At 71.9% G+C, this 24,962-nt stretch carries 21 protein-coding genes and 2 tRNA genes; 12 read left to right on the top strand and 11 right to left on the bottom strand.

The annotated features are described in order from the left end of the window. Positions 1–131: 131 nt before the first annotated feature. The 3 genes from AB0I89_RS14970 to AB0I89_RS14960 all read right to left on the bottom strand — a co-directional run bounded on the left by AB0I89_RS14970 (position 132) and on the right by AB0I89_RS14960 (position 2,963). On the bottom strand, positions 132–1,478 hold the full coding sequence (locus AB0I89_RS14970; RefSeq protein WP_357125961.1) for an AarF/ABC1/UbiB kinase family protein: 1,347 nt from the start codon (positions 1,476–1,478) through the stop codon (positions 132–134). Beyond that, entirely contained in the window at positions 1,475–2,587 is a 1,113-nt protein-coding gene (locus tag AB0I89_RS14965) for a hypothetical protein (RefSeq protein ID WP_357125958.1), read from the bottom strand. Before AB0I89_RS14965 ends, AB0I89_RS14970 begins: the two co-directional genes overlap by 4 nt. A gap of 208 nt (positions 2,588–2,795) precedes the next feature. Beyond that, positions 2,796–2,963, bottom strand: a complete 168-nt coding sequence (locus tag AB0I89_RS14960) for a DUF5679 domain-containing protein (protein WP_007464795.1) — start codon at positions 2,961–2,963, stop codon at positions 2,796–2,798. A gap of 526 nt (positions 2,964–3,489) precedes the next feature. Here AB0I89_RS14960 and AB0I89_RS14955 point away from each other — a divergent pair. Next, positions 3,490–4,020 carry a M48 family metallopeptidase gene (locus AB0I89_RS14955; protein WP_357125955.1) on the top strand — a complete coding sequence of 177 codons (531 nt, stop codon included), beginning with the start codon at positions 3,490–3,492 and terminating at the stop codon, positions 4,018–4,020. A gap of 400 nt (positions 4,021–4,420) precedes the next feature. Continuing rightward, the gene (locus tag AB0I89_RS14950; RefSeq protein ID WP_357125952.1) at positions 4,421–5,029 is read left to right on the top strand and encodes a hypothetical protein; all 609 of its coding nucleotides are present in this window, start codon (positions 4,421–4,423) and stop codon (positions 5,027–5,029) included. Between the two features lie 361 nt (positions 5,030–5,390). On the opposite strand, the gene AB0I89_RS14945 is transcribed toward AB0I89_RS14950, so the two are convergent. Continuing rightward, positions 5,391–6,704, bottom strand: coding sequence for a zinc-dependent metalloprotease (locus tag AB0I89_RS14945; protein WP_357125949.1), 1,314 nt, complete (start codon positions 6,702–6,704; stop codon positions 5,391–5,393). A gap of 115 nt (positions 6,705–6,819) precedes the next feature. Here AB0I89_RS14945 and AB0I89_RS14940 point away from each other — a divergent pair, with 115 nt between their 5' ends. The 6 genes from AB0I89_RS14940 to AB0I89_RS14915 all read left to right on the top strand — a co-directional run bounded on the left by AB0I89_RS14940 (position 6,820) and on the right by AB0I89_RS14915 (position 12,892). Beyond that, positions 6,820–7,833, top strand: a complete 1,014-nt coding sequence (locus tag AB0I89_RS14940; RefSeq protein WP_357125946.1) for a PDZ domain-containing protein — start codon at positions 6,820–6,822, stop codon at positions 7,831–7,833. Positions 7,834–7,929: 96 nt separating this feature from the next. After that, positions 7,930–10,926 carry a UPF0182 family protein gene (locus AB0I89_RS14935; RefSeq protein ID WP_357125943.1) on the top strand — a complete coding sequence of 999 codons (2,997 nt, stop codon included), beginning with the start codon at positions 7,930–7,932 and terminating at the stop codon, positions 10,924–10,926. Between the two features lie 186 nt (positions 10,927–11,112). Continuing rightward, the gene (locus AB0I89_RS14930) at positions 11,113–11,622 is read left to right on the top strand and encodes a SigE family RNA polymerase sigma factor (RefSeq protein WP_357125941.1); all 510 of its coding nucleotides are present in this window, start codon (positions 11,113–11,115) and stop codon (positions 11,620–11,622) included. Beyond that, on the top strand, positions 11,612–12,550 hold the full coding sequence (locus tag AB0I89_RS14925; protein WP_357125938.1) for a hypothetical protein: 939 nt from the start codon (positions 11,612–11,614) through the stop codon (positions 12,548–12,550). Before AB0I89_RS14930 ends, AB0I89_RS14925 begins: the two co-directional genes overlap by 11 nt. 60 nt (positions 12,551–12,610) lie before the next feature. Next, a tRNA-Met gene (locus AB0I89_RS14920) sits at positions 12,611–12,684 on the top strand. 131 nt (positions 12,685–12,815) lie between these two features. Further along, a tRNA-Met gene (locus tag AB0I89_RS14915) sits at positions 12,816–12,892 on the top strand. Positions 12,893–13,002: 110 nt separating this feature from the next. Here AB0I89_RS14915 and AB0I89_RS14910 read toward each other — a convergent pair. Next, complete coding sequence (locus tag AB0I89_RS14910) at positions 13,003–16,743, bottom strand: S8 family serine peptidase (protein ID WP_357125935.1); 3,741 nt, start codon at positions 16,741–16,743, stop codon at positions 13,003–13,005. Positions 16,744–16,954: 211 nt separating this feature from the next. Between AB0I89_RS14910 and AB0I89_RS14905 the strand changes: the two genes are divergently transcribed. Then, complete coding sequence (locus AB0I89_RS14905; RefSeq protein WP_357125931.1) at positions 16,955–17,206, top strand: hypothetical protein; 252 nt, start codon at positions 16,955–16,957, stop codon at positions 17,204–17,206. 50 nt (positions 17,207–17,256) lie between these two features. Here AB0I89_RS14905 and AB0I89_RS14900 read toward each other — a convergent pair whose 3' ends face one another. Beyond that, a complete protein-coding gene (locus AB0I89_RS14900) occupies positions 17,257–18,588 on the bottom strand; it encodes an extracellular solute-binding protein (RefSeq protein ID WP_357125928.1) in 1,332 nt (443 codons plus the stop codon). Between the two features lie 148 nt (positions 18,589–18,736). Here AB0I89_RS14900 and AB0I89_RS14895 point away from each other — a divergent pair, with 148 nt between their 5' ends. Then, entirely contained in the window at positions 18,737–19,570 is an 834-nt protein-coding gene (locus tag AB0I89_RS14895; RefSeq protein WP_357125925.1) for a phosphoribosylaminoimidazolesuccinocarboxamide synthase, read from the top strand. 19 nt (positions 19,571–19,589) lie between these two features. Here the strand turns inward: AB0I89_RS14895 and AB0I89_RS14890 are convergent, their stop codons facing one another. Next, complete coding sequence (locus tag AB0I89_RS14890) at positions 19,590–20,486, bottom strand: hypothetical protein (protein ID WP_357125922.1); 897 nt, start codon at positions 20,484–20,486, stop codon at positions 19,590–19,592. 17 nt (positions 20,487–20,503) lie between these two features. Continuing rightward, positions 20,504–20,797, bottom strand: a complete 294-nt coding sequence (locus tag AB0I89_RS14885; RefSeq protein ID WP_357125918.1) for a hypothetical protein — start codon at positions 20,795–20,797, stop codon at positions 20,504–20,506. Positions 20,798–20,901: 104 nt separating this feature from the next. On the opposite strand from AB0I89_RS14885, the gene AB0I89_RS14880 reads away from it, so the two are divergent. After that, positions 20,902–21,351, top strand: a complete 450-nt coding sequence (locus AB0I89_RS14880; protein ID WP_355050553.1) for a hypothetical protein — start codon at positions 20,902–20,904, stop codon at positions 21,349–21,351. 22 nt (positions 21,352–21,373) lie between these two features. On the opposite strand, the gene AB0I89_RS14875 is transcribed toward AB0I89_RS14880, so the two are convergent. The 3 genes from AB0I89_RS14875 to glpK all read right to left on the bottom strand — a co-directional run bounded on the left by AB0I89_RS14875 (position 21,374) and on the right by glpK (position 23,822). Next, complete coding sequence (locus AB0I89_RS14875; protein WP_357125914.1) at positions 21,374–21,823, bottom strand: YbaB/EbfC family nucleoid-associated protein; 450 nt, start codon at positions 21,821–21,823, stop codon at positions 21,374–21,376. A gap of 88 nt (positions 21,824–21,911) precedes the next feature. Next, positions 21,912–22,334, bottom strand: coding sequence for a DUF3592 domain-containing protein (locus AB0I89_RS14870; RefSeq protein ID WP_357125911.1), 423 nt, complete (start codon positions 22,332–22,334; stop codon positions 21,912–21,914). A gap of 3 nt (positions 22,335–22,337) precedes the next feature. Further along, entirely contained in the window at positions 22,338–23,822 is a 1,485-nt protein-coding gene (gene glpK, locus AB0I89_RS14865; RefSeq protein WP_357125908.1) for a glycerol kinase GlpK, read from the bottom strand. Between the two features lie 76 nt (positions 23,823–23,898). Between glpK and AB0I89_RS14860 the strand changes: the two genes are divergently transcribed. After that, a complete protein-coding gene (locus tag AB0I89_RS14860; RefSeq protein WP_357125905.1) occupies positions 23,899–24,837 on the top strand; it encodes a ribose-phosphate pyrophosphokinase in 939 nt (312 codons plus the stop codon). Positions 24,838–24,962 lie beyond the last annotated feature (125 nt).

Raw genomic sequence — 24,962 nt, 5'->3', positions numbered from 1 at the left:
GAGGCAACCCGATCCGCCCGTACCGTCGCCATGAACAGCCGTCGCCAGTCGGCGCGCGACCTGGGCGTTCTCTAGTACCACCCCACGCAGAAGGGCGGGTGCCGACCGGCACCCGCCCTTCCCTTACGTCCTCAGGCGACCGGCGCGAAGCCGGGCAGCCAGCGTTCCAGGATGCTCCGGTACGGGGCCTTGGCCTCCAACTGGCAGAGCACCCCGATCGACCCGAGCGTCACCCGGTGGATGAGCAGGTACGACGGTGGCAGGTTGAGCTTCCGGCTCAACTGGTACGTGGGGGATCGGGGGCTGGCCAGCCGGGCCGCCTCGGCGCGTAGCCAGGCCCGGGTGAACCGGAACCCGTCGGCGGCGATGGGCTCCAGCATCGGGCGGAGGAAGTCGAGGACCCCCTCGGCGTCGATCTCGTCGGTGGCCCCGATGAACCCCTCGTCCCGCAGCCCCGCCACCACGCCGTCCGCGTCCCCGCGCAACGCCCGACCGGCGATGAAGCCGATCGGCTCCGGTGTGCCCTCCGGCATTCGGGCCACCGCGCCGAAGTCGATCACCCCGAGCCGTCCGTCGGGCAGGAGCCGGAAGTTGCCGGGGTGCGGGTCGGCGTGCAGCAGACCAGCCCGCTGGGGTGCGGACAGGTGCAGCGTGGCCATCAGTCGGCCGGCCTCGTCCCGCTGCTCCTCGCTGCCGTCCCGGATGATGTCGGCGAGCGGTGTGCCCGTCACCCACTCGGTGACCAGCACCCGGGGCGACGCGGAGACGACGCCCGGGATGTAGATCTCCTCGTCGTCGGCGTACGCGGCGGCGAAGGCCCGCTGCGACTCGGCCTCCAGTTCGTAGTCCAACTCCTCGGTGATCCGCTCGCGCAGCTCGACGAGGAGCGGCTTGACGTCGAGGCCGGGCTGAATCGCCCGGAACATTCCGCCGAGGCGGGAGAGCTGCTTGAGGTCGCCGAGCAGCGCGTCGCCGGCACCCGGATACTGGATCTTGACCGCCACGTCGCGGCTGTTCGGCTCGCCGGACGGGCCGTACCCCGGCTCCCGCCACCGTGCCCGGTGCACCTGCCCGATGCTCGCCGCGGCGGCCGGGGTGTCGTTGAACTCGACGAACCGGTCGCGCCAGTCCGGACCGAGCTGCTCGGCCAGCACCTTGTGCACGCTCGCGGCGGGCAACGGCGGCGCGGCCTCCTGAAGCTTGGTCAGCGCCTGTCGGTAGGGGGCGGCGATCTCCTCCGGCAGGGCCGCCTCGAAGACCGACAACGCCTGGCCGAACTTCATCGCCCCGCCCTTGAGCTGCCCCAACACGCTGAACAACTGCTCGGCGGTGCGCTGCTGGATCTCCGCCGAGATGACGTCGGAGGCGAGCCCGGTGACGCGCTTACCCATGCCGAGGACGGTCCGACCGGCGAAGCCGAGCGGCAGAGCGGCGAGCTTGGCGGTCCGGGACACGGCCCGGCGCGGGATGTCGGTCACTTCGCCATTGTTACCGACCGGAGGGGTCCGATGCTGCCGTGCGGCCGGGCTGGTGCGTACGCCCGGCGCCGCGAACACTCGCACGCCGGGTGCGGCGGCCAGCCCCGCCGCCGGAACCGGCCCGCGCCGGAAATCTCCACGGCGCCCCCCAGCGTCTCGGGCTGCCCGCCGTCGAGGTGGGCCAGGGCCTCCGCCACCGCGTATCCGATCGCCGCGAACAGTGTGCCGGTCGCGCCGGCGGTCACCGGCCGCGCCGCGGCCAGTTGAGCGGCGAGCCCTGGCCAGGCCGGGTCGCGGTCGGCCCGGTGCAGCTCGACGCAGCGCAGACACGGCCCGGCGGGCGGACGGACCAGCGGCCCGATCACCGGTACGCCCTCGCGGACGGTCACCATGAGGTGCGGCTGGCGGCGCTGGGCGAGACCGGCGGCGAGCAGCGCGGGCGGACGGTCCGCGCCGAACTGGATCACCAGATCCGTCCGGGCGGCCCGGACCGGGTGGGTGCCGGTGCCCGGCGCGACACGGTCGACCGCCGCCCGGATCGCCGGGGCCAGTGGCCGGCCCAACTCGGCAGCGGGAATGCCCGTCCCGATCAGGTCGATCGGTCGTACCGGGCCGCTGAGGTGCGGGATCACCTGGCCGACGCCGGCCTGGGCCAGCGCCAGCGCCAGCGGTCCGCCGAGGGCCCCGCCGCCGGTGAGCAGCACCCGGGCCGCCCGCCGACGGCGCAGGACCTGCGCCGGGGTGCCGGGTAACCGGGCTGCCGCCAGCGCCAACGCTCCGGCCTCGGCGGCGAGCCGGGCCCGGACCGGCCCGGCCAGGTCGCGGGGGAGCAGGGTGTGCGCCGGCACCAGCAGGCCCGCCGCGCGCAGGGCGTCCAGCAGCGTACGAGCGTCGTCGGCGGCAACCTGGGCGGCGCCGGCCTCGGTCAGTACGTCCCGCTCGCTGCGGGTGCCGTCCAGCAGATCGAGCAGGTGAGCGGTGCGCGGATTGGTCAGCTCCACCAGTACGGCGAGCCCGGGGCCAAGGCCGATCTGCAGGGTGTGCCGATCCCGCCAGAGCCGGCTCAGGCCGGGCAGCAGGGTGGGGCGAGGCAGCGGCGTACGACTCATGGTGACGAATCGTGACCGCATCCGTGCGCTCGGTCGATCGTTGTCCACAGGCGTCCAAGGCCGTATCCAGCCTTGTCCACAGGATCTGCGGGGTTATCCACAGGCCACTGCGCGTGCTGTCGGCCACCCGACAGAGTCACCTACGGGCGGAACGGCAACGGGGGCGGGACGGCCACTCCGCCGTCCCGCCCCCGCAGATCCGTACGGGTCAGACCTTCGCCTTGCCGAGAATCCGGTTCACTGTTGTGCCGCATACCGGACACTTGCCCTTGGCCATGTTCATGCCGGTCTTCGAGACCTCCACGTGCCCCTCGAAGTCCCGCTTCTCCTTGCACTTCACGCAGTAACCGTTGTAGGTCTGGGCCTGGTCGGCCACGGTGCCCTCCTCGTCTCGTCCGCCGGTCAATACGGTTCCGGCGGAATGCCCGGCGGCGGACCTCACGGGGCGCCGGCGCTGGGGCTTACTCCACGGCCACCTTCGTGACCGCTGGTTCGCGGACCCTACCCAGGTCTGGGCAGTTCCATGTCAGCTGTGCATCGTCACTGTGAGCAAGTCGACGTCGAGAGTGTGCATGGCGAATTAGGTCGGATAAGTCAGTTTGGCGGGGACACGCCGACCAAACCCTCACAGCCACCCCTGCGGGTGCCCCCGCGGCAGCGTCGAGCGCGGTGATCACCTACGGTGGAGGGGCGGACCGCGCGATGCCGCCGCCGGCGTACACGGTGGGTGACGAGACGGCGTGATGGCACCTCGGCGGTGGTCCGGTCAAGAAATTTTCGGGACGCCGGGCGACCAATCACCATTTTTTGGGCGCGTGTCGCGCGGTTGACTCTTGCGGACCCCTGGTCAGTACGCATTAGCTTTCCCTCGTGACACGTAGCCGAGGCTGCGCGGCCCAGTGATGGCGGGGACGCGTAAGCCGGTCGTCGAGGTACGGCGCAGCCAGCGTCGGCGACGCACGGTGTCTGCGTACCGTGACGGTGAGCGGGTGGTCGTCCTCATCCCGGACCAGTTCTCCCGGGCCGAGGAGAGCGAGTGGGTCGACCGCATGTTGGCACGGCTCGCCGCCCGCGAGGGTCGACTGGCCCGCTCCGACGACGAACTCGTCGCCCGGGCCAACCGGCTGATCGACCTCTACCTGGGCGGTTACGGCGAGAAGGCCGTGCCGGCCAGCGTCCGATGGGTCACCAACCAGAACGGCCGCTGGGGCTCCTGCACCCCCGCCGACCGCAGCATTCGCATCTCGCATCGCGTCCAGGACATGCCCGACTGGGTGATCGACTACGTGCTGCTGCACGAGTTGACCCACCTCATCGTGCCCAGCCACAACGCCCGTTTCTGGGGGCTCGTCGGCCGGTACCCCAAGTCGGAGCGTGCGCGCGGCTACCTGGAGGGCGTCGCCGCCGCATCCTGCGCCCCCGTCCCCACCTGACCCGCCCCTGGGCTCAGCCCAGCCGGTGACCTTGCCCGGCCTGACGCGCCTAGGGCCCTGTCCGGCTTGCGTGCCTGCCCGGCTTGCGTGCCTGCCCGGCTTGCGTGCCTGCCCGGCTTGCGTGCCTGCCCGGCTTGCGTGCCTGCCCGGCTTGCGTGCCTGCCCGGCTTGATCGACTCCGGTTCGCCGATGTTGGGGTGTCCTGGCGTCGGGATGCCCCGACTTCACCGGTGTGGAGTCGATCACCGGGCCCATCGGCCGTCTAGGCCCGTCTGGGCCGGCGCGGTGCGGCGGGCCGAGTCGTTGGGCTCGGCGAGGCGGGCTCGGCGCGCGTTGGGCTCGGCGGGGTGGGCGTCGGTGGGGTGAGTGAGGCGGTGGGTCGGGGCGTTAGGGTCGGGTCATGGCGGGGCGGGTGGTGGTGGTCATGTTCGGGCCGGTGCGGTGGTCGCCGCCGGGGATCGACCTGGCGGAGTGGCGGGCGGCGCTCGCCGAGGATGTCATCGACCTGGTCGCGACCCTCAACGAGGTGGATGTGGCCGTCGCCGTGACCCCGGCAGACCGTCCGCTGGCGGACGCGCTGGTCTGGCCCGGCACCGCGGTCCACGAGGTACCCGAGCCGACGCCGAACGCGGTGTTTGCCACGCTGGACGGCTACGACCAGGCGGCAGTGCTCGCGGGTGACGTGCCCGACCTGCCCGCGCTGACCGTCGGCAAGCTGTTGCGCCCGCTCACTACCCGGTCGGTCGCCGTCGCCCCGGCCGAGGGCGGCGGCCCGGGTCTGCTCGGAGTGGCCGTACGGCTGCCCGTGCCGCAGTGGTTGCCCCCGCTCGACTTTGACACCGCAATGCCGGCCGACGCCCGGGTCGGCGCCCCCCAGCCAGGGGACGTCGCCGTCACGGCCGGCTGGCGACGCCAGCGTGGCCCGGCCGACCTCGCCGCGCTGGACCCGGCCTTCGAAGGCTGGGAGGCCACCCGCTCGCTGCTGTCGGGCTCAAGCCGCCCCGCCTGATCGGCCCGCCTGATCGGCCCGCCTGATCGGCCCGCCTGATCGGCCCGCCTGATCGGCCCGCCGTCGCCGTGCCCGGTTGCCCCGCCTGGCCGCCGCGCCGTCGAGGCGTCGGCCGCCCCGCGCGGGGTTGTCGCGGGCGTGATCCAAGCGGGTTCCCGGAAAGCGCGGCGTCCAGGCCGCGCGGACAACCCGCTTTCCAGGAAGCCGAGTGGATCATCAAGCCGCGCCGGGCGTGTGTCGGACGCCCGAGGCGCGCCGGGCGTGTGTCGGACGCCCGAGCTGCGCCGGGCGTGTGTCGGACGCCCGAGCTGCGCCGGGCGTGTGCCGGACGCCCGACTCGCGGGCGCCCGGCCTGGCCGCGTCAGCTCTTGGTGCCGCCGTCCGTGCCGCTGTCGCTGTCGTCGTTGTCGCCCTCGTCGTCGGACTCGCCCGGCGCCTTCTCGTGCGCGCCGCCCGGGGCGGTGAAGTCGAAGCTGTCCAGCTCGCTCAGGTCCATGTCGTTCATCGCGAACGCCACCGGGTCGGCGAAGTCGTCGTCCGAGGGGAGCAGATCCGGGTGGCCCCAGACGGCGTCCCGGCCCTCGATGCCGCGGTGCTGGGTGAGCGCCGCCCACAGGGCCGCCGCCTCGCGCAGCCGGCGCGGGCGCAGCTCCAGGCCGACGAGCGCCGCGAAGGTCTGCTCGGCGGGGCCACCGGCGGCCCGGCGGCGGCGGAACGCCTCGCCCAGCCGTACGACGTTGGGCAGCCGGTCGCCGGCGGCGCTGTCCACCACGTGGCACACCCAGCCCTCCACCAGGGCCAACGCGGTCTCCAGGCGGGCCAGCGAGGCCTTTTGCGCCGGAGTGTCCTCGGGGGTGAAGATGCCTTCCAGGGCGATCGCCTGCATCGACTCCGGGTCGGTCGGGTCGACCCGGCCCATCGCCTCCTCGATCGCCTCACGGTTGACCCGGATGCCAGCGGCGTACATCTCCACGGCGCTGAACACGTGCCCGCGCAGCCACGGAACGTGCTGGAAAAGCCGCTGGTGGGCGGCCTCGCGCAGCGCCACGTAGAGGCGTACCTCGTCCTCGGGAAGTTCCAGGCCCTCGCCGTACGCGCGGATGTTGGCCGGAATCAGCGCGGCCGTGCCGGCCGGGCCGAGCGGCAGCCCGATGTCGCCGGCGGAGAGCACCTCCGCGGCGAGCGAGCCGAGGGCCTGCCCGAGCTGGCCGCCGAAGAGCGCGCCGCCGAGGGTGGCCACCATCGACTGCATCGGGCCGAGCTGGGCGCGCGCCTCCGGCGGCACCAGGTCACCCATCGCGCCGACCATCCGGCTGGCCACCGGGTCGCAGAGCTTGCGCCACACGTCGAGCGTCTTGAAGATCCACTCGTTGCGGTTCCAGGCGACCGGGGACTGGATGCCGGACGGCCACGACGTGGCCGGCTCCAACCACAGGTCGGCCAGGCGCAACGCCTCCTCGACGGCGTTGCGCTCGTACGGCGACACGGCCGGATCACCGGCGGCGGCGAGCTGGCTGGCCGCTACCTGCCGGGCCAGGTCCCAGTTGACCGGCCCGCTGCCCGGCGCCGAGAGCAGGTGCTGCAACTGCGACATGAACTGCTGCATCTGCGCGGGATCGTTGGGGTCTGGTGGTTGCCCACCCGGGAGCGCGAAACCGAACGGAATATCAGGCACGACCTCTACGGTACGCGCGCCGCGCCCCAGGTAGTCGCCGCTGGCGTTGCGCTGAGGGCGAAGTCGTGTGACGCATCCGTCGGACCGGCCGGTGGCGATCGGTACGCTCTGGCGCATGAGACGTCGTGGCCTGACGGTCCTGCTCGGTGCCCTGTTCACCGCCCTGCTGAGCATCGGGGTGCTCCGGGTGCCGATTCCGTACGTGGTGCTCGGCCCGGGCCCGACGGTCAACACGCTCGGGACGACCGACGGTAAGGAGGTCATCCAGGTCACCGGCCGGGAGACCTCCACGTCGGCGGGTCAGCTGCGGCTGACGACGGTGGGGGTGCAGCCGACGGTTCGGCTCCGCTCGGCGATCGCCGGCTGGTTCTCCGACGACGAGGCGGTGGTGCCGCGCGAACTGGTCTACCCGCCGGGGGAGTCGACCGAGCAGGTCGAGCAGCGCAACGCCGAGGACTTCAAGGTGTCGCAGACCAGCGCCGAGACCGCCGCGCTGCGGGAACTGGGCTTCCCGGTGCAGGTGGTGATCAAGACGGTCGCGGCGGACGGCCCGTCCGCCGGGACGCTCAAGGTCGGCGACGTGGTCACCTCGGTCGACGGTCAGCCGGTGCCGGTGGCTGCCAAGGTCACCGAGTTGATCCGGGCCAAGCCGGCGGGTACGGCGCTGACCATCGGTTACACGCGCGACGGCACGCCGGCCACCGCGACGGTGACCAGCCGGGAGCAGGACGGTCGGCCGCGGATCGGCGTCGAGATCGACCAGCAGCAGCCGCACCCGTTCACGCTCGGCATCGACCTGGAGGACATCGGCGGGCCGAGCGCCGGTCTGATGTTCGCCCTGGGCATCGTGGACAAGCTGACCCCGGCCGACCTCACCGGCGGAAAGGTCATCGCGGGCACCGGCACCATCGACGACGAGGGCACCGTCGGTCCAATCGGCGGAATCGCCCAGAAGCTGGTCGGCGCGAAGCGGGCCGGGGCCAAGGTCTTCCTGGTGCCGGCCGACAACTGTGCCGAGGCGGTCCGTAACCCGCAGCCCGACCTGCCGTTGCTGAAGGTGGGTTCGCTGGACGAGGCGCTGACCGCGTTGGAGACGCTGCGCGCCGGTGGTCAGCCGACCCGCTGCTGACCCGTGTGACCGTGCCCCGACACGCTCAGGAACAACCCGTACTCTGGGTGCCTGATCGGAGCCGATCACATCGAGCGTGCGGAGCCAACAGTGGTAATGCGTAGCAGCAGCCCTCTGCCGAGGATGAGCCGGCGCGGCCGGGTCACCATCGCCGTCCTGGTCGGGGTGTTCGTGCTCTTCACCCTGCTCGGTTGGGGTGTCCAGGCCTGGACCGACTGGCTCTGGTTCGACGAGGTGCGCTACACCGAGGTCTTCACCGGTGTGCTCGTCACCCGACTGCTGCTCTTCGCAGTCATCGGCCTCGGCATGGCGGTGGTCATCGGCGGCAACCTGTGGCTGGCGTACCGGCTGCGGCCGCGACTGCGACCGCACTCGGCGGAGCAGGCCACGCTGGAGCGCTACCGGATGGCGCTCAGCCCGCGTCTCGGCACCTGGATCGCGTTGATCGCCGCCGTGATCGGCCTCTTCGCCGGGCTGTCCGCCCAGAGTCGGTGGGACCAGTGGCTGCTGTTCCGCAACGGCGGTGACTTCGGTGCCGTCGATCCGGAGTTCGGGGTGGACATCGGCTTCTACGTCTTCCAGCTCCCGTTCTGGCGCTACCTGCTCGGGGTCGGCTTCACCGCCGTGGTGCTGGCGCTGATCGGCGCGCTGGCGGTGCACTACCTCTTCGGCGGGGTCCGCCTCCAGGGCGTCGGGGACCGGATGAGCAACGCGGCGCGCGCGCACCTGAGCAGTCTCGTCGCGGTTTTCGTCCTGCTCAAGGCCCTCGCGTACGTGCTGGACCGGCGGGCGATGCTGCTCGAGTACAACGAGGGCGCCAAGCTGTACGGCGCCGGCTACGCGGACGTCAACGCGCTGCTGACGGCGAAGGAGATCCTGGCGTACATCTCGGTCGTCGTGGCCATCGCGATCGTCGTGTTCTCCAACGCCTGGATGCGGAACCTGGTGTGGCCGGGCATCTCGCTCGCCCTGCTGGGCGTCTCCGCGGTGGCGATCGGCGGCATCTACCCCTGGGCGGTGCAGACCTTCGAGGTGAAGCCGAGTGCCAAGGACAAGGAGGCGCCGTACATCCAGCGCAGCATCGACGCGACGCGGGCGGCGTTCGGGTTGGGCAACACCGAGACCACCCCGTACGCGGCGAGCAACCTCACCCCACCGGCGAACCTGGCCACCGACACGTCCGTCGTGTCCAACGTGCGCCTGCTCGACCCGCAGTTGGTCAGCGAGACGTACACCCAGCTCCAGCAGGTCCGGGGCTTCTACGACTTCGGCCCCAAGCTGGACATCGACCGGTACGGGGTGAACGGCAAGACGTCCGACTACGTCGTCGGTGTTCGCGAGATCAACTACGGCGAGTTGACCGACCAGCAGAACACCTGGATCAACCGGCACACCGTCTACACCCACGGGTACGGCCTGGTGGCCGCCCCGGCGAACCAGGTGGTGTGCGGCGGGCAGCCGTTCTTCGTCTCCGGCTTCCTCGGCGAGCGGACCCAGGAGGCGTGCTCCTCGCAGACCGAGCAGATCCCCGCCAAGCAGCCGCGCATCTACTACGGCGAGCGGATGGCCGCCGACGACTACGCGATCGTCGGGCAGTCCGACCCGAACAAGAAGGCCGAGTTCGACAGGCCCGTCGGTGAGGGCGGCGGCGAGTCCTACACCTACACCGGCGAGGGCGGCGTCAAGCTCGATTCCTTCTCGCGACGGCTCCTCTACGCCATCAAGGAGCAGGAGTCGAACTTCCTGCTCTCCGAGGCGGTCAACAAGGACTCCAAGCTGCTGTACGTGCGCAACCCGCGGGACCGGGTCGAGAAGGTCGCGCCCTTCCTCACGCTGGACGGTGACCCGTACCCGGCGGTGGTCGACGGTCGGGTGCAGTGGATCGTCGACGGCTACACGACGGCCGCCACCTTCCCGTACGCCGAGCGCGTCAACCTCCAGGTCGAGACGACCGACGAGCTGACCAACCGGGGCACCTTCCAACTGGCCCGGGAGAACGTCAACTACATGCGCAACTCGGTGAAGGCCACCGTCGACGCGTACGACGGCACCGTGACGCTCTACGAGTACGACGACACCGACCCGGTGCTCAAGGCGTGGAACAAGGCGTTCGGCGGTGACCTGATCAAGCCGAAGGCGGACATCCCGGTCGAGTTGAACGAGCACTTCCGCTACCCGGCGGACATGTTCAAGGTGCAGCGGAACCTGCTCACCAAGTTCCACGTGACCAACCCGGGTGACTTCTACTCCGCGCAGGACTTCTGGCAGGTGCCGAACGTGCCGGACGCGCCGGACAGCGGGCAGAAGCAGCCGCCGTACTACCTGTTCACCCAGTTCCCCGGGCAGGAGAGCCCTCGGTTCCAGCTCACCTCGGCGGTCACCCCGAACGGCCGGCAGAACCTGGCCGCGCTGATCTCCGGGTCGTACGTCGACGGCAAGCCCCGGCTGGAGGTGCTGGAGTTGCCGGACCAGACCCGGATCTCCGGGCCGGTGCAGGTGCACCAGCAGATGACCAACAACGCGAACATCCGTCAGCAGCTCAACCTGCTCTCCAGCAACCAGGCGCAGGTGCAGTACGGCAACCTGCTGTCACTGCCCTTCGCCGACGGGATGCTCTACGTCGAGCCGGTCTACGTGAAGAGCAACCAGCAGGACGCGTACCCGCTGTTGCAGAAGGTGCTGCTCTCCTACGGTGACGGCGGCTCGTTCGTGGCGCTCGCCGACAACATCAACGACGGCATCAAGCAGTTGGTCGATCAGGGTAAGAAGGCCGGGCAGGGCACCTCGCCGCCGCCCACCACGGGTGGCAACCCGACCAGCCCGTCGCCGGGCGCGACGCCGAGCGCGACCCCGAGCGCGACCCCGACGCCGGGCGGCACCGCCCCGCCGGCCGGCGATCTGGCCGCAGCCGCGGACCGGGTGCAGTCCGCCATCACGGAGGTTCGCGCCGCGCAGACCTCCGGGGACTTCGAACGGTACGGCCGCGCACTGAAGGCGCTGGACGAGGCGTTGACCGCGTTCCAGCAGGCGCAGCAGGCGAGCGGCGGCGCGCCCCCGCCGTCCGGCACCCCGAGCGCCACGCCGGGCGGCTGACCAGCCGCTCGTCAGGCACACCGGAGCCCTCGACGTCGGACCCCCGGGTCCGGACGTCGGGGGCTCCGTCGCATCCGTACGGTATGCCGGCCTGTCGCCTCTCCGACACGCTTTGTCCAGCCGAGCCGCAACCCCGGCCGGCCCCCTGCCGTCCTTGATGCATCGGGGGCGGACAAGGGGGCAGTCGTGAGGGACGCACAGAGCTTCGACGATTTCTACCGGGGCACCGTCCGGCGGATGATCCGGTACGGCTACGCGGTGACCGGTGACCACACCGAGGCGCAGGACGTCGTGCAGGAGGCGTTCGCGCGGGCCTGGCGGCAGTGGGGGCGGCTCGCCGAGCACCCGGCGCCCGAGGCATGGCTGCGACTGGTGGTCTCCCGGTTGGCGAACGACCGTTGGCGGCACCTGCACCGTCGGCGGGTCCTGCTGAGCCGCAGCGGTCCGCCGCCGACCGCGCCCCCACCGGGTGAGGACGGGGTGCTGCTCGTGAGCGCGCTCCGTCAACTGCCGGCCGCGCAGCGACAGGCGCTGGCTCTGCACTACCTCTTCGACATGTCGGTCGAGGAGATCGCCCGGGAGGCCGACGTGCCGGTCGGCACCGTCAAGTCCTGGTTGTCCCGCGGCCGGTGCCGGCTGGCCGTACTGCTGCCCGACGTCCACATCGACGAACTGGAGGCGAACGATGTCCGCTGAACTCTCCGACCTGTACCGATCGCTCACCGTCGCCGTGGACGACGTGACGGTGGCACCTCCCGAGGTGGTCCGGCGGCACGCCGACCGGCGGGCCCTGGTCCGAGCGGCGGGTAGCGCGCTGGCGGTGGCGGTGCTGCTCGGTGGGGTCGCCGTCGGCGGACGCCTGGCGTTCCCCGTGGACGGGTCCGTGCCGCTGCCGCCACCGGCTGACACGCCGGCCCCGCCGTCGGTCGCGGGCAGTTCCACGCCCACCCCGTCGGCGTCCGCGCCGCCCACGCCGCAATCGTCGTCCCCGACGCCGTCGCACACCACCGCAGGGGGTACGCGGTCGGGCGCGCCCACCGGCCAGGCCACCGCCCACGCGCCCACCTCGATCCCGGACCGGGCCTTCTTCGTCCTGGCGGCCGCCAACCGGACCGGTCTGGAGTCGACCGCCGCGGGGCCGGTCCTGCCGACGCTGTGCGGCGCCCGGTACGCCAGCGAGTCGGCGGTGGTGCAGCGCCGTGCCCGGTCGATCGCCTACAAGCGGCCGGAGACCCCGGCCGGGAATGTGCCGGACGGCAGTTACCGGCACAGCATCACCATCTACCGTCCGGGCCGCGCCGACGACGCGCTGCGGGAGCTGCGGCAGGCCGTGCGCGCCTGCCCCGAGCAGAAGATGCCCGACGACACCAGGGTCTGGCGGCAGCGACTCCTGGACCCGGGTGCGTACGGCGACGAGTCGGTGCTGTTCGAGCTGCGGGCCCCGTACCCGGCGGGCATGGGCGACCCGGGCGCGTACGAGGTGCGGCTGGTCCGGGCGGTCCGGGTCGACGACGTGGTGACGGTGCTCTGGGAGCAGGGCTGGGAGTACACCGCCGCCGAGCGCGCGCAGGTGGACGCCGACAGCCGGCGTGCGGTGGCGGCGATCGAGAACTGGCTGGGCTGACGGCGGTATCGGAGTCGCTTTGCGGTGCCCCGGGTCGGTGCGCTACGGTTAGCGAGCCGACGCGGGGTGGAGCAGCTCGGTAGCTCGCTGGGCTCATAACCCAGAGGTCGCAGGTTCAAATCCTGTCCCCGCTACGAGAGAAAGCCCGTCTCCGATCTTCCGGAGGCGGGCTTTCGTCATTGGCGCGTCCGCTCGCGCGGTTGCCCGGTGGGGCGACCCCCCGCTGATCATCGCCGGGACGAGTGGGTTAAGCTTTAACAGCCGACGCGGGGTGGAGCAGCTCGGTAGCTCGCTGGGCTCATAACCCAGAGGTCGCAGGTTCAAATCCTGTCCCCGCTACCACGAGGTACGACAAGAACCCGGTTCCCGCACAGGGACCGGGTTCTGTCGTTCCGGTCGACGTCGCCGCCGTCGCGGGCGGGGGCCGGCGCGAACCGGCCCCCGCGCACATGTCACCGCAGGCCGAAGGCCCGCATGACGGTCTGGGTGACGCCACCGCCGTTACGCTGCTTGGCGGTGACCCGGATCGACACGTACCCGGCCCGGCCCGGCGCGTTCAGGGCCGCCGTCCAGGTGCCCCCGCGCTCCTTGAGGCTCTGCCGTTGCCAGGTGCGTCCGTCGTCGTACGACACCTCGAGGCCGAGCGAGGAGACGCCGTCCTTCGCGGCCGTGCTGCCCACCACCACCGGGGTGATGGTGAGGTCGTTCCGGCGCGGCGCGCGGCCCGCCAGGTCCACGTCCGTGCCGTAGTCCAACTGGACCAGCGGCATCGCCTGCACGTCCGTGCCAGCGACAGCGCCGGAGAAGAAGGTCCAGTCGGTACGCGTGCTCGACGAGTACGGGCTGAACTCCGGCTTGGTCTCCGTCTCGACGACCAGCCGGTACGGTGACCGCTGCGCCGGCAGTTCACCGGCGAACAGCTCCGGCCAGTTCTCGAACTGCACCAGTTGCCGGTCGCCCTGGTAGAACGAGATTCGTTGCAGCATCGCGGCCCCGCCGCTGTGCGCGGATCCCCCGTCGCCGAACCCCTGGATGTAGGCGCTGATCCCGAACTCGCCCCGGAACGGGATGTCGTACGTCAGCAGGCGTGGCCGCGTGATGGGCCCGAACCAACGGTCCTTCTGGACGCTGCCCGGCCGGTAGGCGATCTCATCCGTGTACGACCGCCCCCAGTTGAGGACGTCGGCGAACTGCTTCCACCGGACGCCGTCGCCGGCGGAGACCCAGTCGGTACGTGGTCCCGGGGCCACCGGCTGGAAGCGGAACCCGCGAGCGGCCGCCCACTCGTACGGCGGGAAGTCCGTCCGGGTCTCGGCGGCCTGCTGGCCGGGTGGTGGGGCGAACACCAGGTCGATCCGGGCGAGGTGCTTCGGGTCGGTCCTGGGCGACGGGTCGACGGGTACGCCGCCACGATGGTAGTCGACCAGGTCGTACAGGTACCGCGACGAGGGGTGGGCGGTGACGGTGAGGCGTACCCCCTTGCGGCCGGCGGCGGTGATCTTGCCGATCAGGCTCTCGCCGTCGCCCGCGATCAGTGACGCGACCGGGAGCGGCCCGTTCGTCGTACCGTCGGATTCTCCATACCACTCGCTGGCGCGGCCCTCGCCGTCGTTGACGACCAGGAGCAGCGCCGCGCCGGCGGCGGTCGCCGCCTTGACCCGGTCCGACGGGGACACGGCGTCGTCGCGTCGGACGACGACCGCCTTGCCGCGGGCCGAGACCCCGGCGTAGTCCGCCGTCGCGCCGGTGCCGGCGAAGACGGCGTCCAGGCGCGTGGTGCCGTCGGTCAGCGGGCGGGCGCCCGGCTGTGCGAGTGGGTCACCGGTACGACGGCCATCGTGACTGATCTCCAGTGGCGTCTGCTCCGCCCGGATCCGGGTGGTGAAGACGAAGCTGCCCTCCCGCACCGTGCCCCTGGTGGGGAGCGCCCACAGACTGTCGTAGGTGGCGCCGGGCCAGAACGTCTCGCGCAGGGCGCTCGCGTCGCTGGGCGTCGGCTCGCGCGAGGTGAACGAGCGGTAGACGTCGATGCGGCTGTTGGTGACGGCGGTCGGCTGCGCTGTCGCCACCTTCACCTGACGGGCCGCCGAGGCGTCGAGTACGACGCCCCGGTTGGTCGTCAGCTCGATCTCGGGCACGGTCAGCATCGCGAGGCCGAGGGAGCCGTCGCCGTGCAGGCCCTCGACGTCGACCGCGCCGACCACGGTGTAGGAGCCGGGGGCCCATCGGCTGACGAGTTTTCCATCCCGTACCCACATGAAGGTGGAGACGCCGTCGGCGCTGACGATCTCGACCTCACCGCTCATCGGCCGGCCGCTGCGGTCCCTCAGGTGGATCGTGAGGTCGTACTTCCTGGACTCCACCGCGATCCCGACGGCCGTGTGCACGGCACCGGCCGCGTGGCGGGCGGTGATCCGGGCGGAGTACCGGCCGGGGGTCAGCGCCTTCGGGTCCACCACGACGTCGACTGTCGAGGTGCCCCCCGCCGGTACCGTCACCTGGCGGGCACCGACCGCGAACGTCGTGGCGGGGGCGTCGGCGCCCTCGACAGCGAGCGCCAAGGTGATGGCGCTGCCCGTGGTGTTGGTGTAGGTGATCTTCCGAGTGATCGGCTTCGGCTGCGCGCCGGGCGACCACGGGACGAGTCCGGCGTCGACCGATCCGGTCGCGATGATCTGGTCCTGGTGGTAGGCGGCGGCCACGTTCACCCGACCACTACCGGCCCGGTAGGCGCTGTAGTCGGGCGTGGGCACGCTGGTGCCCATGAGGGCGTCCTTGATCTGGCTGGCGCTCCAGGTGGGGTGCTTCTGCGCCAGCAGGGCGGCGGCTCCGGCGACGTGCGGCGCCGCCATCGAGGTGCCGCTGTCCAGACGGTAGAACCCCTCGCCCCACTCGATGTGCTGCGAGCGCGCCGCCAGCACGTCGACGCCGGGGGCGGTCAGGTCGGGCTTGAGGCCGTCGTCGATCATCCGAGGCCCGGCGCTGGAGAAGTCGGCCAGGTGGTCGGTGGCGTCCACCGCGCCGATGGTGAGCGCGGCGTCCGCGGTCCCGGGCGCGCCCAGGGTGTACGGGTCGGGACCGCTGTTGCCGGCCGAGACGACGAAGAGCGCGCCGGTCTCGGCGGTCAGTTGGTTGACGGACTGGCTCAGTGGATCGTCCTGGCTGTGCCAGGCGCTGACGCCCAGGCTCATGTTGATCACCTTGGCGTGTTCGGTCCGTGCCGCCCACTCCATGCCGGCGATGATCCCGGAGATCGAGCCGCTTCCGAAGTCGTCGAGGACCTTGCCGATCACCAGGTCGGCGTCGGGGGCGACACCCCGCTCCCGACCGTCCGACGCGGCGCCCGTCCCGGCGACCGTGGAGGCCGTGTGGGTGCCGTGCCCGTTGCGGTCGATGACGTCCTGGCCGGGGATGAAGCTTCGGGACGCCACGATCCGGTTCACCAGGTCCGGGTGGGTCGTGTCCACTCCGGTGTCCAGCACGGCCACCCGTACGCCGCTGCCCGTCCCACCGGCGGCCCAGGCCGCCGGCGCGCCGATCTGAGCGGTGGTGTCGGCGAGGGCGGCCTTCGCCCTGCCATCGAGCCACACCTTGTCGATGCCGGCCGTGAAGGAGGGCGTCGCGGTGTCGGCGGCGCGGGCCGTCGACGCCGTCCCGCCGGGCTGGCGGCCGCCGGTGAGGGCCGACCAGAATTCGGCGGCCCGTGGGCGGTGGGCGCGGATCGCCTGGCCACGGACCGACGGCAGGTCCAGCGTGGTCTCCGCGCCCGGCAGGTCGGTGCGGCTCCGCAGCGCCGCCGAGCCCGCGGTGCGGGTGACGACCAGGGGGAGCGCGTCGGCCCGCGCGTCGTCGAAGCCCTGGGCGACGAGCTGGGTGACGTCGAAGAGTTGCTTGTCGAGGCGACCGGTGGCCAGGTACGGCAACGCCTCGTCCGGATACACGTAGGTGTCGCGGCCCTCGGTGGCGATGCGTACGGCGCCGGTGGCGCCCGGGGCGCGGACGACGTCCACGGTGGGCGTCGTGCCGTTGCGCCCGGGGGTCACCGTGACCCGGTCGCCGGTGACGAGCGTGACCGTCACGGGTGTGGCCGCGGCGTCAGCCGCCCGGCCCGGCGGCGCCGTCGGGGGTGGGGACGCCGGAGCGCCGTGGGCCGTCGTTGGGGTGACGAGAGCGGTGACGAGGGTGACGCCCACCGCTGCTGCCGCAGATCTTCGGGTGAGAGAGAGCCGCACAGTGCCTCCTGAGATGACCAGTTGCCGAATCCGATCATCTGGATGGATCGATGTAAAGATCATCTCTTTTACCGTGTGGTTGCGGGCGCATTGCGCGGCCCGCCGTGCCCGGTCCCGTGAATTTGGCGTCTACCGCCGTGCCGAGGTTGCGCCCTTCGGCGAGGATGGGCGCATGTCTTCCTTCGGCAAGTGGTGGGGCCGGCTCAGCGCGGTCCTCGGTGCGGTGGTCCTGGCGGTCTTCGTGCCGGTCGCGGCCTGGGCGTCCACGGGGGCCGGCGAGGTGGTGGTGGAGGCCGCGCGGCGGCGCTCCCGTGGTGGCGGCTTCGGCTTCCTCGGTCTGCTCTGCTGCCTCGTGGTGGTCGCGATCATCGTGTTCCTGGTGCTGCGCCTCACGCGTAACCGTCGCGGCGGCCCGCCGCGCTGATCCGTCGCGCTCGTGGGCTGAGCCCGACCCGTCGCGCTGACGACCCGGGCTCAGCCCGCCAGGGCGCCGATGGCCTGGGACAGGAAGCGGGCGGTGGCCTCTCGGGTACCGTCCCGTCGGACCCGGACCCGCTCGGCGGCGGTGACCAGCAGGGTGCGTACCTTGGCGTGGCCCTTCGGTGGCGGTGACGGCGCTGGCCCGAGCTGATCGGCCAGGCTGTCCCCGAGAGCGGCGGCGCGCTGCTGGGCCGGGTCGGTGATGCTGCCCTGGGTGTACCGGCGAACGGCGAGACTGGGGTTGAGGCCCCGCTCGTGGCCGAGGACCGTGCCGGCCTCGCCGTTGGTGGTCAAAAAGTTGATCACGTCGGCCACGGTGTCCGGGTGGCGGGTGCCCCGGAAGCCGGCCCAGTACATCGACGCGCGTGCCCACTGGGCGCCCGGCGGCCCCGGGAAGCCCACCACGCCCAGCTCGGAGTCGGTGAGTCGTTGCAGCTCCGGCAGTTGGTGGGACCAGGCGAAGGACGCGGCCGTCAACCCGGTGACCACCGGCTGCCGGGACGGCTCCCCGCTGTCGGCCTGCTCGACGAGGGCCGCGCCCGGCGTCGCCCGGCCGGCGCGGGCCCGCTGCCACAGCTCGAACCAGGCGATCAGCTCGTCGGCGCCGAAGCCCAGCTCCCGACCCCGGTAGAATTCGCCGCCCTGGGACCGGAGCCAGAGCCAGAGGGCGCGGTAGTCGCCGGACGCGTCCATCGTGCCGGCCACCTGGTCGTCGCTGGCCTCGGTGACCAGCTGCGCCCAGGCGATGTAGTCCGCCCAGGACATTCCGCCACGCGGTTCGGGCACCTGTAGCTCGCGCAGCAGGTCCCGGTTGAAGACCACGGCGGCGAGTGTCTGCCCGGCCGCGACCCCCGTCGTCCGCCCGTCCACCGTGCCGTACCGGACCAGACCCTCCGGCAGGCCACGCAGGTCCAGTCGGTGATCGGCGATCGGCTGGCTCAGGTCGAGCGTGATCTGGCGTTGGGTGTACTCGGCCAGCATCGAGTCGTCGAGCTGGATCAGGTCCGGGACGTTCCCGCCGGCCGCCTGGGTGGCGAGCCGCTCGTAGTAGCCGTCGACGCCCTGCCAGGTCACCCGGAAGGTGACCCCCGGGTTGCGCTCGGAGTACAGCCGGAGGACCTTCTCCGTCAGCTCGGCCCGCTTCGCCCCGCCCCACCAGAAGACCGACAGCTCGACCGGGCCGTTCCCGGTCGAGGTGTCGGCGCCGTCGCTGCACCCGGCCAGGCCGCCGGTGGCCAGCAGGGGAGCGCCGAACAGCGCGGTGAGCACCCGGCGTCGGCCCGGGTCGGCGGCAAACCGGTTGATCGGGGGACGAACAGCGGACACGGGGTCTCCTGGCACCGACGGACGGGGGTCGGACCATTCACGCAGGCGGCGCAGGAGGGTGTCAACGTCCGTCCGGTCACCCCGGTCGGCCCGTGGGCCCAGGGGTGGCCGGACGGACCCGGCGGCGTCACGTGGTGTACTAGGGCACGTGGAACTTCTGCACTCGGGCAAGGTCCGGGACGTGTACGCCGACGGCGACGACCTGATCCTGGTCGCGTCGGATCGCATCTCGATCTACGACGTGCCGTTGCCGACACCGATCCCGGACAAGGGTCGACTGCTCACCGCGCTCTCGTTGTGGTGGTTCGAACAGCTCGCCGACCTGGTGCCGAACCACGTCATCTCGGCCACCGATGTGCCGGCCGAGTTCGCCGGCCGGGCGATCCGCTGCCAGCGGCTCGACATGGTCCCCGTCGAGTGTGTCGCCCGCGGCTACCTGACCGGCGGCGGCCTGCGCGAGTACGAGCGCACCGGAACGGTCTCCGGCGTACCGCTGCCCCGAGGGCTCGGCGAGGCGTCGATCCTGCCCGAGCCGATCTTCACCCCGTCGAGCAAGGCGCCGGCCGGCGAGCACGACGAGCCGATCACGTACGACGACGTGGTGGCCAAGGTGGGCCAGGAGACCGCCGAGCGGCTGCGGCAGATCACCCTCGACATCTACCGGCGCGGGGCCGAACTGGCCGCCGACCGGGGCATCCTGATCGCCGACACCAAGCTTGAACTGGGTTGGGCGTCGGACGGCACCCTGGTGCTCGCCGACGAACTGCTGACCTCTGACTCGTCGCGGTTCTGGCCCGCCGAGTCGTACCAGCCGGGCCGTGTGCAGTTCTCCTACGACAAGCAGTACGTGCGGGACTGGGCCACCGGTAGCGGCTGGAACAAGCTGCCGCCCGCGCCGGACGTACCCGCCGAGGTCGTCGAGGCGACCCGGGCCCGCTACGTCGAGGTGTACGAGAAGCTCACCGGCAACCGCTGGGAGTGACCGCGCCGGCCTGGGACCCTCAGTGGTTCCAGGCGTCGTTCCCGAACAACCTCGACCACAGGTTGTCGACCACGCCCGAGGTGCCGTAGACGGTGTCTCCGTCGCCGTCCGTGCCGGCCGGCGCGACCTGGGTGCCGCCTCCGTACACCAGGTAGCCGGGGCCGGTCGGGGAACCGACCGCGTGTCGGGCGCCGCTGTGGATGCCGTACCCCACGAAGTCGCGCTCCCACTTGGACAGGAACCCGGCGGCGACATTGTCGAGCCCGTCGACGGTGGCCTGGACCAGATCCTTGAGCACCCCGACGTCGCCGCTGCCCAGGTGGGTGCCGACGTCGAACGAGGCGGCACCCGCGATGGCCGCCGCCCCGCCGGTGGCGATCGCCTCGGCCATCGTCTCGATCCCCTTGAGGAAGCTGAGCGCCGAGGCGGCGAACGAGTTCGCCGTCGCCAGGGCGGACGCCGCAGCCGGTGCGCCGACGACGGTTGCCCCGGCCGCCGCGATGAAGGCGGCGAAGACCGCCAGGATGGTGGACACCACCGCGTACGCCACGACGAGGCAGAGTAGGGCGGCTCCGACGCAGAGCATGGTGACGCCCACGGTGACCGTGAGGACCTGGGTGCCGACGATCTGCGTTCCGTACGCGTTGATGTGCACCCCGAACGCTTCGCGGTCCTTGCCGCTCCACTGGGCCGCGGTCAGGGTCGCGAGGGCGTCGTCGAGGTTGCCGTGGGCGGTGCCGAGTTGGTCGTACATGGCCAACCAGTCGCCGCCCTTGCGCATGATCGTCTCGGGGTCGCACTGGTTGAAGTAGACGATCTGGGCGATCGGCCAGGCGGCGGGGATGACCGCGGCGGCCAGGCTGATCTCCGTCATCGCGAGTTTCGCGGCGGCTGCGGGGTAGGTGGGGTCTGCCATGTCGGTCTCCGGCGTCCTCAGCGGGGAGCGATGGTGCTGGCGGTCTCGGCGGCCTCCCAGTTGTCCGCCGTACGGCCCAGCCGGGACCGGACCTCAGCGAGGTGCTCGCGCTTGGTGCGCAACTGCTCCTCGACGAACTCGATCGCGCCGACGTAGGCGACCGCGAGCTGCGGCACCACCGAGGTGAAGTTGCTGTGTTCGATGGCGCGGGCGGACTCCAGCAGTTCGGCGCAGGCGTCGAGGGGCGGCCCGACCTGACGCTCGATCGTGTCGCCGAGCGCGCGGATCGCCGGCGGGTCAACCTCGATCATCGACTCTCCCCGTGTACGTGATCGATGTTCATGGTGCCGGAGCGCGGACAGCCTAACAGGATCATGGATGGGCGTGAGTGCCCGTCGCTGGTAGCCTGCGAACCATGGCAGCCGGACGTTCCGCGTCGACGCCCCCCGAGGACTACCTGACCCGGATGGCCCGCCGACCGCGCTGGCAGCGGGTTATGGTGCCGATCCTCATGCTCCTGGTCCTGCTGGTGCTGCCCATCGGCCTCGGCCGCAACCTGATCGGCGCCGAGCGGGTGAGCATCCAGGTCGAGTCCTGTGACAACGGTGGTCCCAAGGGGACCCAGCGGTGCCGGGGCACCTGGAACATGTCCGACGGAAGGGTGGTCAGCGGCCCGGTGGGCGGCGGCTCGTTTCACACCGGCGACCGGGTCGACGGCTGGGCCAACGGCGACCGGGCCACCGCCAGCCTGATGGCCTGGCTCATCGCCCCGCTGATGGTGGGCGCGGTCCTGTTGGCGGTGACGGTGGCGCTCGCCGTCGTCTTCCTGCGGGCGGGCGTGCAGCGGGTGCGGCGCGGCCGCTGACCCGCTCCTGGGCTGGCGCCCCTCAGACCCCCAGTTGACGCCGCAGCCGTTCCAGCATCTCCGTGCTCTCCCGGAGCGGCCCGCTGACCATGTCGTTGAGCTGCGCCAGCTTCGCCTGCGCTGCCGCCGGGTCGTGGAGCACCGCCGCAGGGCCGGCCGGGCCACCCAACTCACGCATCACCTCGTTGGTCGCCCGCGCCAGGTCGGCCCGCGCCTCGCGCAGGAGGCCGGCGACCAGCTCCGACAATTCGGCGGCGGGCAGTCGCAGGGCCCGTGGGTCGAGGTGTAGTTCCCGCGCCGGGTCGTCGGCGGTGCAGGTGACGCGCACCAACCCGTTCTCGCTCTCGGCATGACCGGTCAACCCGGTCAACCGTTCGCGCAGCTCCTCGCCGCGGCTCAACTGCTCGCGCATCCGCGCCGACAGTTGCGCCATCACGTCCGGATTCGGTGTGCCGCCGATCGGCCCGCTCATCGTGTCCCTCCCGCTGTCGTCGATGTGACCGGCCGACGGTACCCACCACGGTCCACCCACGGGGGATCGGACCACTGTGGAGTGCGGATCAGCCCAGGCTCACAAAGATCCCGACGCCGACCAGCAGCACGGTCACGCTGACGGTGAGCAGCGAGACGAACGGGACCAGCACCGAGGACCTTCCGACGATGCTCGGTGACTCGACGAGGATCCGGTTCGGACGCTCGGGTTCGTACACCACGGTGACCGGCCCGGGCGCGGCCGAGAGCGGGGTCTGCCGGAAGCGCCCCGGCGTCGCGGTCACCTCGGTCCCGTCGGCCAGTCGGTACCGCACCACCGGGTAGTAGGTGCGGGGACCGTTCCCCCGGGTCACCGGACGCAGTTCCACCACCTCACCCGGCGTTCGTACGCCCCGGCGCAGCAGACCGAGGTCGCGCCGGAACCGGACGAGGGCGTACGCGCTTCCGGCCAGGCCGAGGCCCGCCAGGATCGCCAGGACCACCTGCGGCATGACTCACTCCTCCCAGTCGAGCGTGCGCTGGACGGCCTTGCGCCACTGACGCAACTCCCGCTCACGCAGCTCGGCGGCCATCGTCGATTCCCACCGCGCGTCGGAGCGCCACTGCGCGCGCAGGGTGGCGAGGTCGGGCCAGAAGCCCACCGCCAGGCCGGCGGCGTACGCGGCGCCCAGGCAGGTGGTCTCGGTGATCCGGGAGCGGACCACCGGGACGTCGAGCACGTCGGCGAGGAACTGCATGAGCAGCGTGTTGGCGGTCATCCCGCCGTCCACCCGGAGTCGGCGCAGCGCCACGTCGGAGTCGGCGTCCATCGCGTCGACCACCTCGCGGGTCTGCCACGCCGACGCCTCCAGCGCCGCCCGGGCCAGGTGCCCCTTCGTGATGTAGCCGGTCAGGCCGGCGATCACCCCCCGCGCGTCGCTGCGCCAGTGCGGGGCGAACAGGCCCGAGAACGCCGGCACGACGTAGCAGCCGCCGTTGTCGTCCACGGTGCGGGCCAGGTCCTCCACCTCGGCCGCGGAGGAGATCAACCCGAGGTTGTCCCGCAGCCACTGCACCAGCGATCCGGTGACCGCGATGGCGCCCTCCAGGGCGTACGCCGGTGGTTGGTCCTTGATCCGGTAGGCGACCGTGGTGAGCAGGCCGTGCGTGGACGGCACCGGGGTGGCGCCCGTGTTGAGCAGGAGGAAGCTGCCGGTGCCGTAGGTGCACTTGGCCTCGCCGGGCTGGAAGCAGGTCTGCCCGAACAGGGCGGCCTGCTGGTCGCCGAGCGCGCTGGCCACCGGCACCCCGGCGAGCACGCCGGTGGCCGTCCCGTACACCTCGGCCGAGCAGCGGATCTCGGGCAGCATCGCGGCGGGCACGCCCAGCGCGTCGAGCAGCTCCGGAGCCCAGTCGAGGGTGGTGAGGTCCATCAGCAGGGTCCGGCTGGCGTTGGTCACGTCGGTGACGTGCTCACCGGTGAGCTTCCAGATCAGCCAACTGTCCATCGTGCCGAACAGCACCTCGCCGCGCTCCGCGCGCTCGCGTAGGCCGTCGACCTCGTCGAGCAGCCATCGCAGCTTCGGGCCGGCGAAGTAGGTGGCCAGTGGAAGCCCCGTGCGGGCCCGGAACCAGTCCTCGCCGTACGCCGAGGCGAGCTCGCGCAGCAGCGGGCCGGTGCGGGTGTCCTGCCAGACCACGGCGTTGGCTATCGGCCGGCCGGTGGCCCGGTCCCAGACGACGGTGGTCTCCCGCTGGTTGGTGATGCCCACGGCGGCGAGCCCTGACGGATCGACGCCGGCGGACCGCAGCGCCTCGGCGACCACCCGCTGGACGTTGTCCCAGATCTCCTCGGCGTCGTGCTCCACCCACCCGGGGCGGGGAAAGATCTGCCGGTGCTCGCGCTGGGCCGCGGCGACGATCTCCCCGGCGGCGTCGAACACGATGCACCGCGAGGAGGTGGTGCCCTGGTCGATGGCGGCGACGTACTGGGGGGTCACGGCAGCACCGTACCCGCAGTGGCGGCGTGGTGCGACACGCGTCACGTCGGCCCCGCGTCGCCTACGATGTGCGAACGTGCGCGACATCGCCGTTTTCAGTGGAACTGCCCATCCCGACCTCGCCGCCGAGATCTGCGCCCACCTGGGGGTGCCGCTGCATCCGGTACGGGTCTCCCGGTTCGCCAACGACTGTCTCGAGGTGCAGTTGCAGGCCAACTGCCGGGAGCGGGACGTCTTCCTGATCCAGCCGCTGGTGCCGCCAGTGCAGGAAAATCTGGTCGAGCTGCTGCTGATGATCGACGCGGCGCGGGGCGCGTCCGCCGGCCGGATCACCGTGGTGCTTCCGCACTACGCGTACGCCCGCTCGGACAAGAAGGACGCGCCACGGATCTCGATCGGCGCCCGGCTCGTCGCCGACCTGCTGACCTCGGCGGGAGCGGACCGGGTGCTGGCGCTGACCCTGCACTCGCCGCAGGTGCACGGCTTCTTCAGCGTCCCCGTCGACCACCTGCACGCGCTGCGGGAGCTGGCCACGCACTTCCGGCGGTACGACCTGAGCAACACCGTGGTGGTCTCGCCCGACCTGGGCAACGCCAAGGAGGCAGCCGCCTTCGCCCGGCTGCTCGGCACGCCCGTCGCGGCCGGCGCGAAGCAGCGGTTCAGCGACGACCTCGTCAAGATCAGCGCGGTGATCGGTGAGGTGGCCGACCGGGACGTCATCGTGCTGGACGACGAGATCGCCAAGGGCAGCACCGTGATCGAGCTGATGGAGCACCTGCGCGACCTGAAGGTCCGCTCGATCCGGCTGGCCTGTACGCACGGCCTGTTCTCCGGCGACGCGCTGCGCCGGCTCAGCGACCAGGACGGCGTGTTGGAGATCGTCTGCACCAACACGGTCCCCATCCCGGCCGAGAAGCGGGTGGCGAAGCTTCAGGTCCTCTCGGTCGCCCCGGCTCTGGCCGAGGCGATGCGCCGAATCCACAACGGCGAGTCAGTCTCCGCCCTCTTCGGCTGACCGCCCCGCCCCGGCCCTCCCCGCCCCCCGCCCTCGCCCCGCCCGCCCCCTCGCCCCGCCCGCCCCCTCGCCCCGCCCGCCCCCTCGCCTCGCCCCGCTTCGGCTCGCCGATCTTGCACTTTGTG

The organism is Micromonospora sp. NPDC049801, from assembly GCF_040656575.1.
GTDB lineage: Bacteria > Actinomycetota > Actinomycetes > Mycobacteriales > Micromonosporaceae > Micromonospora.
This window is presented reverse-complemented; position numbering and strand designations above follow the sequence as displayed.